Origin of the sequence: Gordonia sp. KTR9, from assembly GCF_000143885.2 — a bacterium.
Taxonomy (GTDB): domain Bacteria; phylum Actinomycetota; class Actinomycetes; order Mycobacteriales; family Mycobacteriaceae; genus Gordonia.
Genome location: NC_018581.1, coordinates 1,699,440 through 1,714,274, shown reverse-complemented (window position 1 = coordinate 1,714,274; position 14,835 = coordinate 1,699,440). Strand labels below are relative to the sequence as shown.

At 68.0% G+C, this 14,835-nt stretch carries 15 protein-coding genes; 8 read left to right on the top strand and 7 right to left on the bottom strand.

Going from position 1 to position 14,835, the window contains the following annotated elements:
- Nucleotides 1–35: 35 nt before the first annotated feature.
- Nucleotides 36–485, top strand: coding sequence for a hypothetical protein (locus KTR9_RS08615; RefSeq protein ID WP_010841763.1), 450 nt, complete (start codon nt 36–38; stop codon nt 483–485).
- 15 nt (nt 486–500) lie between these two features.
- Here the strand turns inward: KTR9_RS08615 and KTR9_RS08610 are convergent, their stop codons facing one another.
- From KTR9_RS08610 to KTR9_RS08600, 3 genes are all read right to left on the bottom strand, one after another.
- Entirely contained in the window at nt 501–1,337 is an 837-nt protein-coding gene (locus KTR9_RS08610) for an alpha/beta hydrolase (protein ID WP_014926061.1), read from the bottom strand.
- Between the two features lie 21 nt (nt 1,338–1,358).
- Nucleotides 1,359–1,748, bottom strand: a complete 390-nt coding sequence (locus tag KTR9_RS08605) for a hypothetical protein (protein ID WP_010841761.1) — start codon at nt 1,746–1,748, stop codon at nt 1,359–1,361.
- A 140-nt stretch (nt 1,749–1,888) separates the two neighbouring features.
- Nucleotides 1,889–2,818: an LLM class F420-dependent oxidoreductase gene (locus tag KTR9_RS08600; RefSeq protein ID WP_014926059.1), complete on the bottom strand. Its 930-nt coding sequence runs from the start codon at nt 2,816–2,818 to the stop codon at nt 1,889–1,891.
- Between the two features lie 128 nt (nt 2,819–2,946).
- Here KTR9_RS08600 and KTR9_RS08595 point away from each other — a divergent pair, with 128 nt between their 5' ends.
- Complete coding sequence (locus KTR9_RS08595; RefSeq protein WP_010841759.1) at nt 2,947–3,360, top strand: hypothetical protein; 414 nt, start codon at nt 2,947–2,949, stop codon at nt 3,358–3,360.
- A 189-nt stretch (nt 3,361–3,549) separates the two neighbouring features.
- Here KTR9_RS08595 and KTR9_RS08590 read toward each other — a convergent pair whose 3' ends face one another.
- Nucleotides 3,550–4,053, bottom strand: a complete 504-nt coding sequence (locus tag KTR9_RS08590) for a mycothiol transferase (protein WP_014926057.1) — start codon at nt 4,051–4,053, stop codon at nt 3,550–3,552.
- Nucleotides 4,054–4,122: 69 nt separating this feature from the next.
- Between KTR9_RS08590 and KTR9_RS08585 the strand changes: the two genes are divergently transcribed.
- The 5 genes from KTR9_RS08585 to KTR9_RS08565 all read left to right on the top strand — a co-directional run bounded on the left by KTR9_RS08585 (nt 4,123) and on the right by KTR9_RS08565 (nt 9,900).
- Nucleotides 4,123–5,673 carry an LLM class flavin-dependent oxidoreductase gene (locus tag KTR9_RS08585; protein WP_148281169.1) on the top strand — a complete coding sequence of 517 codons (1,551 nt, stop codon included), beginning with the start codon at nt 4,123–4,125 and terminating at the stop codon, nt 5,671–5,673.
- Nucleotides 5,670–6,749 (top strand): methionine ABC transporter ATP-binding protein, encoded by a 1,080-nt coding sequence (locus KTR9_RS08580; protein WP_014926055.1) that lies wholly within the window; start codon nt 5,670–5,672, stop codon nt 6,747–6,749. Before KTR9_RS08585 ends, KTR9_RS08580 begins: the two co-directional genes overlap by 4 nt.
- Nucleotides 6,746–7,453 carry a methionine ABC transporter permease gene (locus KTR9_RS08575; RefSeq protein WP_010841755.1) on the top strand — a complete coding sequence of 236 codons (708 nt, stop codon included), beginning with the start codon at nt 6,746–6,748 and terminating at the stop codon, nt 7,451–7,453. Before KTR9_RS08580 ends, KTR9_RS08575 begins: the two co-directional genes overlap by 4 nt.
- Nucleotides 7,454–7,543: 90 nt before the next feature.
- Nucleotides 7,544–8,479, top strand: a complete 936-nt coding sequence (locus KTR9_RS08570) for a MetQ/NlpA family ABC transporter substrate-binding protein (RefSeq protein ID WP_014926054.1) — start codon at nt 7,544–7,546, stop codon at nt 8,477–8,479.
- A gap of 83 nt (nt 8,480–8,562) precedes the next feature.
- Nucleotides 8,563–9,900, top strand: a complete 1,338-nt coding sequence (locus tag KTR9_RS08565) for a YibE/F family protein (RefSeq protein WP_044506293.1) — start codon at nt 8,563–8,565, stop codon at nt 9,898–9,900.
- Nucleotides 9,901–9,903: 3 nt separating this feature from the next.
- Here the strand turns inward: KTR9_RS08565 and KTR9_RS08560 are convergent, their stop codons facing one another.
- Nucleotides 9,904–10,749 (bottom strand): hypothetical protein, encoded by an 846-nt coding sequence (locus tag KTR9_RS08560; protein ID WP_193363259.1) that lies wholly within the window; start codon nt 10,747–10,749, stop codon nt 9,904–9,906.
- Nucleotides 10,750–11,195: 446 nt separating this feature from the next.
- Here KTR9_RS08560 and KTR9_RS08555 point away from each other — a divergent pair, with 446 nt between their 5' ends.
- Nucleotides 11,196–12,422, top strand: a complete 1,227-nt coding sequence (locus KTR9_RS08555; protein WP_014926051.1) for a TerD family protein — start codon at nt 11,196–11,198, stop codon at nt 12,420–12,422.
- A gap of 10 nt (nt 12,423–12,432) precedes the next feature.
- On the opposite strand, the gene KTR9_RS08550 is transcribed toward KTR9_RS08555, so the two are convergent.
- Together KTR9_RS08550 and sfnG are read right to left on the bottom strand one after the other, a co-directional pair.
- Complete coding sequence (locus KTR9_RS08550) at nt 12,433–13,701, bottom strand: SfnB family sulfur acquisition oxidoreductase (RefSeq protein ID WP_014926050.1); 1,269 nt, start codon at nt 13,699–13,701, stop codon at nt 12,433–12,435.
- Entirely contained in the window at nt 13,698–14,825 is a 1,128-nt protein-coding gene (gene sfnG / locus KTR9_RS08545) for a dimethylsulfone monooxygenase SfnG (protein ID WP_010841749.1), read from the bottom strand. The genes KTR9_RS08550 and sfnG overlap by 4 nt, the downstream gene beginning before the upstream one ends.
- Nucleotides 14,826–14,835: the final 10 nt, after the last annotated feature.

The window sequence follows — 14,835 nt, the reverse complement described above, 5'->3', positions numbered from 1 at the left end:
TCCTCGACGGCCCGATCTGCTGCTAGCGTTCAGCCATGACCGCCGCCGACCACGATCTCGCCGATCTCGTCGGCGTCGACACGACCGTCGTGGTCCTGGCCTCCGGAGCGATCCTCGTCTGGGCGCTCGCGCTGGGTGTGTGGAAATACCACGGCATCCGCACCTCGCCGGAGCGGACGGCGCACGTGTACGTCGACATCGCGCACCGGGCGGCACTGATGTACTCGTTCGCCACCCTCGTGCTCGCGGCACTGGTCGAGCTCAGCGCCTTTCCGACGGCCGTCAACGTGATCGCGGCCGCGGTCCCGATCGTCTTCTTCGTCGGCGCGATCGCCGCGTACTGCGTCCACGGGGCCCTGCGGGACACCACGAATCAGTTCGTCGATCCGACGCGCGGCACCTACCTGTTCATGCTCGCGCTCATCGTCGGCGAGATCGGCGGCGTACTGGTCCTGGTGGCCGGTGTGCTGGTGCGAGTCGCGTGAGGAGCGCTCCGCGGCTCACCGGTCCGCGGTGTGTCCGCGCAACCACGTCGTGACCGCGTCGAGCACCACCTGCTGCTCGGGCTCGTTGAAGATCTCGTGGAACAGGTCGTCGTAGATGACGAGCGTCTTGTCCGCCGACCCGGCGAGTCGCTCGACGAGTTCGCTACCGCGCGGATCGGTGAGCGCGTCCTCGCTGCCGTGCATCACCAGGACGGGCAACTGCAACGACGGCAGGCGCTCGGGAAACGACCGCATGGTGCCGATCATCGCGCCACCGAGCCCGGCCGGGATCTTGCCGCGAGTCACAAGCGGATCGGCGTCGTAGGCGGCGACGACGGCCGGGTCCCGGGAGATGCTCGACGAGCTCAGCTCGGTGGTGGGCAATCCCGGTGCGATCCGTCCGATCAGCGGCGCGAATCGCACGGCCAGGTCGGGCAGATCGTCGCCGGGCAGAACGGCGGCGCCCGACAGGATCAGACCGTCGAGCTTGTCCTGGTGATCGAGCGCGTAATCGAGGGCGATGCACCCGCCCATGCTGTGCCCGATCAGAAACGTCGGGACGCTTCCGTCGGCGACGTGGGCGAGGACGGTGTCGAGGTCGTCGGTGAAGTCGGCGAACCGGCGGAGCCGAAGGCGCTTGCCACCCGACCGTCCGTGACCGACATGGTCCGGGATGGCCACCAGGTAACCCTCGTCGACGAGCCGCTCGGCCACATGCAGATATCGCCGACCGTGCTCGGCGAGACCGTGCACCACGACGACGACGCCGCGCGGACTCTCCTGGGGCCGATGGATGTCATAGACGATGGTGTGCCCGTGCCGACCGCGAAAACTGTGTTCTTCCGGTGTCATTCCCTGATCTCGTTTCGATGTTCAGCGCCAGCCGAGCCGGGCGACCACGGACTTGCCCGCCGACTCCAGGGCGCCCAGCGGCTTGAGGGCGGTTTCGCCGATACCGACAAGCGCCTCGACCCGTCCGACGACGCGCTCGAGCCGGCCGACGATGTCGGACATGCGGTCGACGGTGGCGTCGACCTGGTCCAGGGTCCCCGAGAGGCGCACGAGCGTCGAGTCGAGTTTCGCGATGGTCGAGTTCAGTCCGTCCAGCGTCGGTCCGAGTCCGTCGAGGGTCTCGCCCATGTCGGCGAGGATGCCCTCGAGTTGTTCGACGGTCACATCGGCATTGAGTGCGGCCTGCGCCAGCTTCTTGATGCGCTGACGTTCCGGCGGTCTCGGTGATGCGTGCTCGCCCCTGTCGGCCATGGGGTGGATTATGGCCCATCCGGGCCGCGCCGGGTGCCGGGTCGGGCGAACCCTTCGAGGCTCGTCGCCATCGCTCCTCGCACCACAGGAGCAGCGGGGCGGCGGTCGTGACCTGACAAGCTCTCGTGACCGACAGACCCTCACGCGAGCTGCGGGGCGACCTCCGAGGCGACCAGCTCGAGGTGGTCGAGGTCCGACAGATCCAGGGTCTGCAGATACATGCGGGTGACGCCGAGCTCGCGGTACGTCGCGATCGTGGCGGCGACCTCGCCCGGCGTTCCCGCAGCCCCGTTCTCGCGCAGCTCCTCCGGCTCCCGGCCGATGGCCTCGGCCCGGCGCCGGAACTCGGCTTCGTCGCGGCCGCAGCACAATACGAGCGCCGCGGAGTAGGTGAGGGACGCGGGGTCGCGACCCGCGTCCAGACACGCCGTGCGGACGCGTCCGATGAGATCACCGGCGACGTCGAGGGGTTGGAACACGACATTGAACTCGTCGGCGAAACGCGCCGCCAGCGCGGGTGTCCGCTTCTTGCCGCTGCCTCCGATGATGATCGGCGGGCGCGGACTCTGCACGGGTTTGGGCAGGGCCGGTGACCGCGAGAGGTGAAAGTGCTTGCCCTCGTAGTCGAACTCGTCACCCAGCGGGGTCTGCCAGAGGCCGGTGATGATCTCGAGGTTCTCCTCGAGGCGGTCGAACCGCTCCTTCAACGGCGGGAACGGAATCCCGTACGCCTCGTGCTCGCGCTCGTGCCAACCCGTCCCGATCCCCAATTCGACACGGCCACCGCTCATCTGGTCGACCTGGGCGACCGCGATCGACAACGGTCCGGGCAGGCGGAAAGTGGCCGACGACACGAGGGTCCCCAGCCGGATCCGTGAGGTCTCGCGGGCCAGGCCGGCCAATGTGATCCACGCGTCGGTGGGTCCGGGTAGGCCGTCGCCACCCATGCCGGTGAAGTGGTCGGAACGGAAGAATGCGTCGTAACCCAGTTCCTCGGTCGCCTTGGCGACGGTGAGCAGGTCGTCGTAGGTCGCACCCTGCTGGGGTTCGGTGAAGATTCTCAGCTGCACGTTTTCAACCTACGCCGGATGGGCACACCTCCGATGGCGAGGCGGCGTGCGATCGGACCCCATCCGGCCCGACGGCCATTCCGAATCGCTCCACGCACGACACCGTTCCTCGACAAAGGAGTTCCATCATGAAGACGGTCACTCGCACAGCACTTGGATTCGTCGTCGCAGCCGCAGGTGCGACCGCGGTATCGCTCGCAGCCGCACCGTCCGCGAGCGCAGCACCCACCATCTGTCCGGCGCTGCCCGGACAGTCCGCGTCGGCGGACTCCTGCAGTGCGGAATCCGGCCCGTCCGGACTCGCACTGGCCATCACCGACAACGGCGGCATCGCCTCCTCCACCGCCGACAACTTCGCCGGACCCGCGGCGATTGCCCTCGGCCCCGGAGCGACGGTCACCATGGACGGCATACGCCCCGGACTCGCCATCGGTATCGCTGGGCCCGGCGGTGAAGTCGTCGTCGACGGCAAGAACGGGCCGACCTGCAAGGGACCGGCATTCGCGGGCGACTTCCAGACCTTCAAGGGCTGCCTGTCCTGACGCCGCTCCCCTTCCGCTACAGGGATTTTCAGCGCAGCCGCCCTGCCCCCTGACGTGCGAGGAGCGTGAGCGACGAGCTCGAAGGGTCTGGCGAGGCAACTCACCAGACCCTTCGTGGCTCGTCGCTTGCGCTCCTCGCACCTCAGGGACCAGTGGGTGTGCGATTCTTTCGGATCAGGGCTTTGCGCGTCAGGACAGCAGCCCGCGCACGTATGCGGCCTGACCGATGTGCTGGGTGTCGTCGTCGATCACGCTGAGGAGTCGTACGCCCAGCGTGACCGGCGGGTCCCAGTTCCGGTCGACGATGCGATCGAGATCCGAATCGGTCAGCGCGTCGATGTAGTCGACGCTCACCGCGTGGGTTGCGTCGTAGTAGTCACGGAGCAGGCCTGCGTCGTCGACGATCACCCGTGCCGCCTCGTCGGCGGATTGCCCGTACCCGATCTCTGCCGGCGAGAACGGGAGACCGAAGCGGTCGGCCCATCCACCGGTCGTCCAGACCTCGTCGGACCCGGCCACGTCGGCGACGTGGGAGTCCTGCACGCGGGTCAGATGCCACACGAGCCAGGCGATCGTATTGGCACCGGGTGCCGGTGCGGTGTTCAACAGCTCAGACGTGGCCCCGTCGAGAACGGCGTGAACGTTCTCGGCAACTCGTCCGAGACCGTCGAGCAAGACCTCTGAAGATCGCATGGAGCAAGTTTAGGTTCGCCGTGGGCACAACGATGGCTACTCCCTCGATCCGGCAGCATCATTCCTCCGGTGTCAGAACCGAACACCCCCCGCAAGATCCGTTTCAACGCCTTCGACATGAATTGCGTTGCGCACCAGTCGCCCGGACTGTGGCGTCACCCCGACGACCGGTCGTGGAACTACAACACCATCGACTACTGGGTTGACCTCGCCCGACTGCTGGAGACCGGCGGATTCGACGGCCTGTTCATCGCCGATGTCCTCGGCACCTACGACGTGTACGCCGGCAACGACGAAGCCGCGATCCGCCAAGGTGCGCAGATCCCCGTGAACGACCCGCTGCTGCTGGTCTCGGCGATGGCGCACGCCACCGAGCACCTCGGCTTCGGCGTCACCACCGGTACCGGTTTCGAGCATCCCTACCCGTTCGCCCGCCGTCTCTCGACGCTGGATCACCTCACCCGCGGCCGGATCGGCTGGAACGTCGTCACGGGTTATCTCCCTGCCGCGGCCCGCAACATGGGCGCCGACGACCAGCTCGAGCACGACGAGCGCTACAACCAGGCCGACGAGTACCTGACCGTGCTGTACAAGCTGTGGGAGGGTTCGTGGGAGCGCGATGCGGTGCTCCGGGATCGTGAGGCGGGCATCTTCGCCGACCCGGCACGGGTCCATCACATCGGTCATCGCGGCACGCATTTCACCGTGCCGGGAATCCATCTCGCGGAGCCCTCGCCACAGGGTTCGCCGGTCATCTACCAGGCCGGCGCCTCGCCGCGCGGTCGCCGCTTCGCCGCGGAGAACGCGGAGGCGATCTTCGTCGCCGCACCGACCAAGGCCATCCTGCGCGACGTCGTGACCAAGGTACGCGACGAGCTGGTCCTCGCCGGGCGCGACCCGTACGACGCGAAGATCTACACGCTGCTGACGATCATCACCGATTCGACACCGGAGGCCGCCCGCGCCAAGGCCGCGGAATACCAGTCCTACGCCAGCGCGGAGGGTGCACTGGTCTTCATGTCGGGATGGATGGGCATCGACCTGGCCGGTTACGAGATCGACGAACCGATCGGCAACGTGCACAGCAATGCCATCCAGTCGGCGGTGGCCGCGTTCCAGCAGGCCAGCGACACCGGCGAGGAATGGCGCGTGCGCGACATCGCGGCGTGGGGCGGCATCGGCGGGATGGGGCCCGTCCTGGTCGGCTCCGGGGACGAGGTGGCCGAAGCCCTGCAGGACTGGGTGACCGAGACCGACGTCGACGGCTTCAACGTCGCCTACGCGGTCACACCCGGATCGTTCGAGGACATCATCACCCACGTGGTACCAGCCCTCGAGCGACGCGGGCTCTACGACCGGTCCTATGTCCCGGGAACCCTGCGCCACAAGCTCTTCGGGCGCGGAGATCAATTGCCCGAGAACCATCGCGGGTCGACCTACCGGGTCGGCGGGGTCAACTCGTCCATCGACGATTCGATTCGGGTCACCGGCGCCGGGAGCGGAGCGAGCGGGCCGAATGTCACCGGCGCCGGGAGCGGAGCGAGCGGGCCGAACGTCACCGGCACCGGCACCGGGAGCGGGGCGGAACTGATCGGCGCGGCAGAGGGGAAACTCCGGTGATCGAGGTAGTGGGGCTGACCAAGGTGTTCGGGGGCTCACCCGATCCGACGACGGTTCTCGACGAGGTCGACTTCACCGTCGATGCCGGTGAGATCTTCGCGGTCGTCGGCCCGTCGGGCGCGGGCAAGAGCACCCTGGCCCGGTGCCTGAACCTGCTTGAACGCCCGACGTCGGGAAGGGTTTTCGTGAACGGTGAGGATCTCACCGCGCTGGGCACCTCAGGTCTGCGCGATGCCCGGCGCCGGATCGGAACGGTGTTCCAGTCGGCGAGTCTGCTGACCCGCCGCACGGCGGCGCAGAATGTCGCACTGCCTCTCGAATATCTCGGGGCGACAAAACGATCGACCGCGTCGAGAGTCGGTGAGCTGCTCGACCTGGTCGGCCTCGCCGACAAGGCCGACCGGTACCCGCATCAGCTCTCCGGCGGTCAGCGACAGCGCGTCGGCATCGCGCGGGCGCTGGCGCTCAAGCCATCGGTCCTCCTGTCCGACGAGGCGACGTCGGGCCTGGATCCCGCGGCCACGGACACATTTCTGCGACTCCTCACCGACGTGCGGGACGAACTGGGCCTCGCGGTGGTGTTCATCACCCATGAGATGGACACGGTCGTGCGCGTCGCCGACACTGTCGGCCGACTCGACCGGGGCCGCATCGTCGAACACGGCCGCCTTGAGCAACTCGTCCTGGACCCAGATTCCGTTCTGGGGCAGGCACTTCGACCGCGCGGCCCGAGCGCCGAGCCGGCGTCGGCCGAGACCCCGGTCTCGGTTGTCTACAACTCCTCGACGGTTCCCGCGGACTGGCTGACGCGCCTGGGCAAGCGACTCGATCTCTCGATCTCGGTTCTGGGCGCCAACGTCCAGACCATCGACGGGACCGTCTTCGGCGACCTCACCGTGTCGGTGCCGACCGGGCACGCGGCGGCGTTCATCGGCGCCGCGGGCGAGTTGGGCCTGGCTGCAAGGCTTCTCACCGAGGCCACCGTCCAGGGCGGCGTCGGCGAGGAGACACCGGGCGCCTCCGGCACCAAGACAGAGAGCGCCTCCGGCACCAAGGGCGCGGAGGTGGCCGCGTGAGCACCACATACTCGGCGAACATCACGGTGCCGCTCGACGAGATCCCCGACCTGCTCATCCCGGCGGCGATCGACACGGTCCTGATGGTGAGCATCGTGATGGTCGTCGTCCTGGTGGTGGGCGTGCCACTGGGCGCGCTCATCCACAATCTCGCTCCCGGTGGCCTTTTCGCGAGGCGGTCGCTGCACACTCCCCTGTCGTGGGTCATCAGCATCGGGCGTTCGTTGCCCTTCCTGGTGCTGATGACGGCGATCATCCCGTTCACCCGCCTCATCACCGGCACCAACATCGGTATCGCCGCGGCGGTGGTCCCGATGTCGATCGCCGGAATCGCCTTCTTCACACGCATTGTCGAGAATTCGCTCCGGTCGGTCCCGGCGTCGACCATCGACGTCGCACGCGCCTCCGGCGGTTCCAATGCGCAGGTCATCTGGAAGGCACAGGTTCCCGAGGCACTGCCGAGCATCGTGGGCGGTCTGACGATCAACACGATCGCGATGATCGAGTACTCCACCATCGCCGGCACGATCGGCGCGGGCGGACTCGGCTACGTCGCGGTCACCTACGGATACCAGAGATTCGACCAGGGGGTCATGGTCGCCACCATCATCGTGCTCATCGTGACGGTGGCGATCATCCAGGTCGCGGGCGACGCGCTCGCCCGCAGCCTCAACCCGGTCACATCCCGGCGGGTCAATCACTGACCCGGACAACCCCATTCGCACACCGCACCTTGCTCACTCCCTGAGGTGCGTCACACGCGCGACCCATCCACACCTGAAAGGCCACCACCCATGACACAGGACACCGGAGCCACCGGCACCTCGCCGGCTTCTCCCGGAACACCCTCTCCCCCCGGCGATTCCGGGATCGAGATCTCGACCCGACGGCGCTGGCCGCTGATCGTCGGCGCACTGGTCGTGGTCGCCGTCATCGCCGCGGTGATCGGCTGGCGCTTCCTCGGTTCGGACTCGACGTCCCCGAACGAGACCGCCGGTGCGACACTGACCGTCGTCACCGCCGAGGGCAACGCCTCTGAGCAGGCGCTGGTCGAGTTCATCGCCGACGAGGTCGCACCCCGGTACGACATCAAGGTCGCGTTCAAGGGCCTGTCCGACTCCACGACGCTCAACCGCGCGGTCAGCGACGGGGAGGTCGCCGGCACCGTCTATCAGCACAAGCTGTGGCTGTCGCAGGTCCTCGAGGCCAATCCGGACTTCCAGGAGGAAGCCGCGACCCCGGTCTTCCGCTGGGGATTCGGGATCTGGTCGGACAAGTACCGGAATGTTGCCGACCTGCCGCAGAACGCCCGGGTGTCCCTGTACTCCGATCCCGCCAACGAGGCCCAGGGACTGTGGCTGCTCGAGCGCGCCGGACTGATCACGCTCAAGCCCGGTGTGGACAAGTGGAAGGCTACCCAGAAGGACATCGCGACGAACCCGCGCAACCTGCAGTTCGTCCTGCTCGATTTCGCCGCCCAGTCGCGCTCGCTCGCCGACCTCGATGCGACCGTCGGCTACACCGAGTACTACCTCGCCGCGAACATCGACATCGCCAAGCAGATCTATGCTCCGCCCGCTCCGGACGAGTTCGCCGGGCAGCTGACCATCGGGACGCAGTGGAAGGACACCGAGAACATCAAGAACCTGGTCGCCGCTTTCAAAGACCCTGCCGTACAGGAGTTCCTGCGCACCGATCCGCGGGTGAAGGGCATCCTGCTGCCCTTGTGAGCAGCAGCAGCGCCGGAGCACACGCCGTCGCCGCACCCGGGTCGCCCATCGCGACCCGGGTGCGGTACGCATAGGCTCACCGCGTGAGCCGCACACATCACGGGCACGGTCACGCGCATTCGCTGTCCGACATCAGCCACACGCTCTCGCCGTTCGCCCGATGGTTCGTCATCGGAACGCTCGCGGTGACCGCGATCGCGGTCGCCGTCGGGATGGTCGTCCTGTGGCCGTCGGACTCCGAGCACCCGATCCCCACCCAGTTCCGGTCCGCCGACGGCGGGCCGATCACGACGGTCGACGGCGAGATCGTGGACCAGTTCCATGCGAACTGCCTCAACTCGGTGGCCGGGTCGGTGCTCGAGACCGCCGACATCCCGGTGAACCCGGTCCCGGGCGGACCGTGCATCCTCAACGCGGTCCGGTTCTCCTCCGGCGAGGCATCCGGTCAGTACACGGTGTTGGAGATCCCGACGAACCGGGCGCAGGCCGGGTCGGGGCCCGACACCGTGGCACCCGCGGCCGGAACCCTCGACGACCCGCAGGCCGGGCAGCCGACGCTGAACGTCGGGGACGGCATCCGGCTCTCCACCGTCCCCGGACCCGACGGCAACAGGTACACCTTCTTCGACTTCCAGCGTGGCTCGGCGATCATCTTCTGGGCCGTGCTGTTCATCGCCGCGATCGTGCTGGTTGCGGCGTGGCGCGGCTTCCGCTCGATCATCGGCCTGGCGATCGCCTTCGGAATCCTCACGGTGTTCACCCTGCCGGCCATCCTCGACGGGGCGTCGCCGGTCGCGGTGGCGATGGTCTCGTCGGCGGCGATCCTGTTCGTGGTCCTCTACCTTGCGCACGGGGTGAGCCTGCGGACGAGTTCGGCTCTCCTCGGGACGCTGACTTCCCTTCTCCTCGCCGGCTTTCTGAGTTGGCTCGCCATCCGGACGATGAACCTCACCGGCCTGTCCGGCGATCAGACCACCAATCTGCAGGTGTACCAAGGCAACATCTCGGTCAGCGGCCTCCTGCTCGCCGGGTTCATCATCGGCACCCTCGGCGTGCTCAACGACGTCACGATCACCCAGGCCTCCGCGGCGTTCGAACTGGCCGCGGCCGGCGAACCCTCTCGCTTGGCGACCTTCCGCGCCGCGATGCGCGTGGGTCGCGACCACATCGCCAGCACGGTGTACACCCTCGTCTTCGCCTACGCGGGCAGTGCCCTACCGCTGATGCTGTTGTTCTCGGTGGCCCAGCAACCGCTGGGCGGACTGCTCACGACCGACGTCGTCGCGGTGGAGCTGGCACGGTCGTTCGTCGGCGGTATCGCGATCGCGCTGTCGGTTCCGTTGACGACGGCCATCGCCGCCGCGCTCACCACTCCGGCGGGCGCGGCACGGACGACCGCCGCGCACGCCGCGGCCGGATGACGGTCAGCACCTGCCCTTCGGCAGGTCGGCCAGATTCTTGCCGAGCCAGTTGCCCAGGCGCGTCAGCATCTTGGTGCCATCGGTGAACGACCCGCTACGCGGTATCGCGGCCATCGACACCGCCACCTGACCGCCGGTCGTGCTGATGATGCCCAGCTGGCGGACGAGGTGCGCCGACGATTTCGACGTCGCCGGACCCCACCCGCCCTTGACCGCGGTCACCGCACCCTGATTGCGTCCCACCTTCGCGATGCCCCATTGCTGATTCGGGGCGACCCCGCTCATCAGCCGGACGATGTGCTCGCTGCCGGGGAGGCACGGCAGGTGGGCACCGAAGATCGCCTGGTCGCGCAATGCCCACGACGTGTGTCCGGGGTACGACGGCGGGTTGTCGACCTCGGAGGACACATGTGTGCGGACATCGTGACCTTCGCGCAGGACCGCGCTGACGGCATCGACGGAAGCCTGTCCGCCGCCGAGCACCCCCCACAGCTCGCCGGCGGCGTCGTTGTCGGAGAACGTGATCGCCTTGTCCTCCATCGCGGCGACCGCCGGCCCGCGCTCGCGTTGCGCGGCCAGCGAGACCGGGACCTTCATCGTCGACCACGCGCGCCCCGATTTGAGCGTTCCGAGGGAGATGACCTCATCGCCGCCAACCGGCACGATCGCGATTCCGAGCTGTCCGGGCAACGACTTCCGCATCGACTTCATCAGGGCGGCGTAACTCTTCGCCAGCTTCTTGTCGAGCGGCTCGGGCGGTTTGAACCACGTCGCGAAGGGCTCCGGCAGCGGCGGCAGCACGGGGAGCGGTATCGCCGTCGCCGAGCCCGCACCGATCACGACCGACATCGCAACCACGCAGAACACCACGCCGATCCTTGTCACAACTTTCACAATTGTCTCCTGAGTCACTCCAGACACATGAGCCTAGGGTGGTTCGGAAGCATGGAACAGGCTGTATACCCAATCGGAACCTTGCTGCGACCGGTGTCACATCTGACCACCAAGGCGAACCGCCCCTGAAACCCACCCTGCAGCGAAGGAGCAACGACCATATGACGTTCAGGCTCCCCTGACGGGCGGTTTCCGGACAGACCTTGACGGCAGCCCCCCGCCGGACATCTCGCGCGCCCTCGCATGATCCCCGCGCATGACTACGCTGTGCGTCGTGGCGCCGTGAACTCGGCGGGACCACTTCGGCCCGCCCGCTTCGCTCCCGGCGCCAGGACCACTTCGGCCCGCCCGCTTCGCTCCCGGCGCCAGGCGCCCCGACCCATGTGAGGAATCACCCGGACATGTCTGCTCTGACCAAAGGCCAGAACGGCCCGTTGTCGACCCCCGATGTCGTCGTCTCCGTGGAGCTCGCGACGGCCGCCGACCTGTCGGCCCTCCTGGTGACCGACCGCGGCGTGGTCCGCACCGACGACGACTTCGTCTTCTACAACCAGCCCTCGGGACCGGGCGTCCGGCTGCAGCAGCTTCCCGGAGGTACGGCGCAACTGCACATCTCGACCGGTGCCATCCCAGCGGACATCGACGCGGTACGCGCGGTGATCACCCTCGACGATGCGTCGACGACCTTCGGGCGGTTCGCGCCGCCGGTCGCGCGGGTCGCCGACTCCGCCGGGCGCCCGCTGTACGACTTCACCGTCACCGGTCTCACCACCGAGTCCGTCGTCGTCGCGCTGGAGGTGTACCGGCGCAACGACGACTGGAAGGTCCGGGCGGTCGGTCAGGGGTACGCGGGTGGTTTCGCAGATCTCGTCCGTGACCACGGGGTCAGCGTCGACGACGAACCACAGGCGGCACCCGCCGCGCCCGCGCCGGTCAGCTACTCGCGTCCGTCCGCGCCCACGCCGCCCCCGGCCCCGCCACAGCCCACCGCCCCGCCGCAGCCCGCGACTGCACCACCCTCCCCGGCCCCGACCGCCTCCCCGGAGATCAGTCTCCGCAAGGGTGCGCCGGTCAGCCTGGCCAAGGGACAGCGGGTCACTCTGCGCAAGGAGGGCGGAGTGGCGCTCACCGACATCCAGATGGGGTTGGGGTGGGACCCGGTGCGCGGGGGATTCGGTCGCGGGGGCTCGATCGACCTCGACGCCTCGGTCCTCATGTTCTCGGGTGAGAAATGCGTCGAGACCGTCTACTACGGTCATCTCAACAGCAAGAGCCGCTCGATCCTGCACTCCGGGGACAACCTCACCGGCGAGGGCGAGGGCGACGACGAGGTCATCCGCGTTGCGCTGCAGTCGGTTCCACCCGAGGTCGACGCGCTGGTGTTCATCGTGACGTCCTACCGGGGCCACACATTCGAAAAGATCGAGAACGCATACTGCCGGCTCGTCGACGAGACGACGTCCGCCGAGCTGGCCCGCTACACACTCAAGGGCGGTATGCCGTTCACCGCGGTCGCGATGGCCGTCATCTCCCGCGACGGCGGCGAATGGAAGCTGCGCGCGATCGGCGAGGGATTCAACGCGAAGACACCGAAGAAGGCCGTGTCACACGTCGGCCGCTTCCTCTGACGCCGATCAGTCAGATCACGCCGTGCAGTGGCGGTTCCTCGCCGCGCAACACCCAGCGACCGATGTGCTGGTACTTCCACCGGACGGGATCGTGCAACGTGTGTGTCCGGGCGTCACGCCAGTAGCGATCGAGACCGCTTCCGGCTGCGGCGCTGCGGGTCCCACTCACCTCGAACAGCGCCGACGCCACCGGGGTGGCAACACGATCGGCCACCGCCTTGGCCGTCGCGACAGCGATCGAGGCCTCCGCGACAGCGGTCGACGAGACGGCGACGTCGGTACGGCCCGACCGGCCCGACGCTGCGCCGACGGCCGTGTCGACCCGGCGCCCGGCGGCGGCGAGAGTCGCCTCCGCGGTCGCCACGTCGACCTCCAGCTCGCCGAAACGCTGCACCACGAGCGGATCGTCGACGGCGCGGTCCACACCGGCCTCGAACCACGGACGGGACTTGGTGCGCACGAACTCCGATGCCTCCCGCAGCGCGCCGCGGGCGATACCGACGTCGATCGCCACGTGCAGGAGTTGGGCGAACGCGCCATACCCGGTGGGTGCGGACGTGGCCGGTGCCCGCGCCACCAGGCCCTCGACACCGACGCCCACTCCGGTGAACCGCACGGTGCCCGATCCGGTCGTGCGCTGCCCGACCGCATCCCAGTCGTCGACGATCTCCACGCCGTCGGCGTCGGCCGGGACGAATGCCACGTACTCGCCGGGCGCGAGGTCGCCGGCGGCGACGTCCAGCCTGGCGAGCACGGCGAGCGTGTCCGCGAACAGCGAACCCGTGCAATAGAACTTCTCACCGTCGAGGACGAAACGCCCATCCTCGCCGTCGATCGGGGTCAGCCGCGTCGAGATGTCGGCGACGGTCTTGCCGCCCCGCTCGGACTGGGCATTGGCCACCCGGCCACCGGCGAGAACGTCGGTGAAGATCCGCTCCTGCAACGCATGTCCGGCCGACAGCCGGACGAGGTTGAGATACACGAAGTGGCTGTGCGGGATCTGCGCGATGCTCGCGTCCGCGGCCGCAAGGATCGCCACCACCTCGGCGAGCACGCTGGGCCGCACGTCGAGACCGCCGAATCGCGCGGGGACGGTGAGCGCCAGCAGACCCGACTCCGAGAGCCTGTCGATCTCGGCACGGGGCAACCGCCGTTCGCGGTCCCGTTCGGCGGCCCCCACCGCGAATTCGGCGGCCAGTTCCCGCGCGACGGACAACGCCTCGGCGTCGGTCCCGATTCGCGTGGCGGACCGGGACCGTGCCTGGCTCACTGCGGTCACGCCACTCCCGCAGGGGCCTGGGCAGTGTCGCTCTGGGCACCCTCGATCTCACGGACCAGGGGAAGGACTTTCTCGCCGAAGTACTCGATCTCCTCCTGGAAGTGCAGGAAGCCGCCCAGGATGAGGTCGACGCCCAGACGTTTGTAGGCGACGATGCGCTCGGCCACCTGTTCCGGGGTACCGATCAGCTGGGTGCGGAAGCCGTCGTTGTACTGCACGAGGTCCTCGAACGACGAGTCTGCCCACATGCCCTTCTTGTCGCCGGTGGAGTTGCCCGCCTGCTGTACAGCGTCCCGGAAACCCTCGACCGCCGGACGATTCGCCTTCTCGACGATCTCGCGCAGGGTGTCGCGGGCCTCCTTCTCGGTGTCACGCGCGATGATGAAGCCGTTGAGCCCGAACTTCACCTCGCGCTCGTGAGCGCGTGCGACAGCGCGGAGGTCGTCGAGTTGTTCGGTGACGCCGTCGAAGTCCTTGCCGTTGGAGAAGTACCAGTCCGCATAGCGTCCGCCGTTGTTACGGGCGGCAGAGGAGTTGCCGCCCTGGAACAGCTCCGGGTTCGGACGCTCAGGTGTGTTGAGCGGCTTGGGCTTCAGCGTGAAGTCGTGGATCCGGTAGAAGTCTCCGCGGTAGTCGACCTCGTCCTCGGTCCAGATCTTGCGGATGACCTCGAGGAACTCACCGCTGCGCCGGTACCGTTCGTCGTGCTCGAGCCACGGCTCGCCGAGGTGGGTGAACTCGTCCTTGAACCAACCGCTGACGACGTTGATCGCGAAGCGGCCCTTGGACAGATGGTCGGCGGTCGCGCCGAGCTTGGCCAGGACGGCCGGATGCCAGAGACCCGGGTGCACCGCGGCGATCACCTTCAGCCGCTGCGTGGCGAGCAGGAGCGCAAGGCTGAAACTCGTGGACTCGTGCTGGTACTCGGCTCCGTAGCTCGCCTCGTACCGCACCTGCGACAGCGCGTACTCGAAACCGTTGTTCTCGGCGGTCTGTGCGAGTTTGACGTTGTAGTCGTAGTCCCAGCCGGTGCGCTGCTCGATGGTGCTGGTGACCAGACCGCCGCTGACGTTGGGCACCCAGTAGGCGAACTTGATCTGGTCCGCGATGGACTCGGTGGACATAACTACCTCC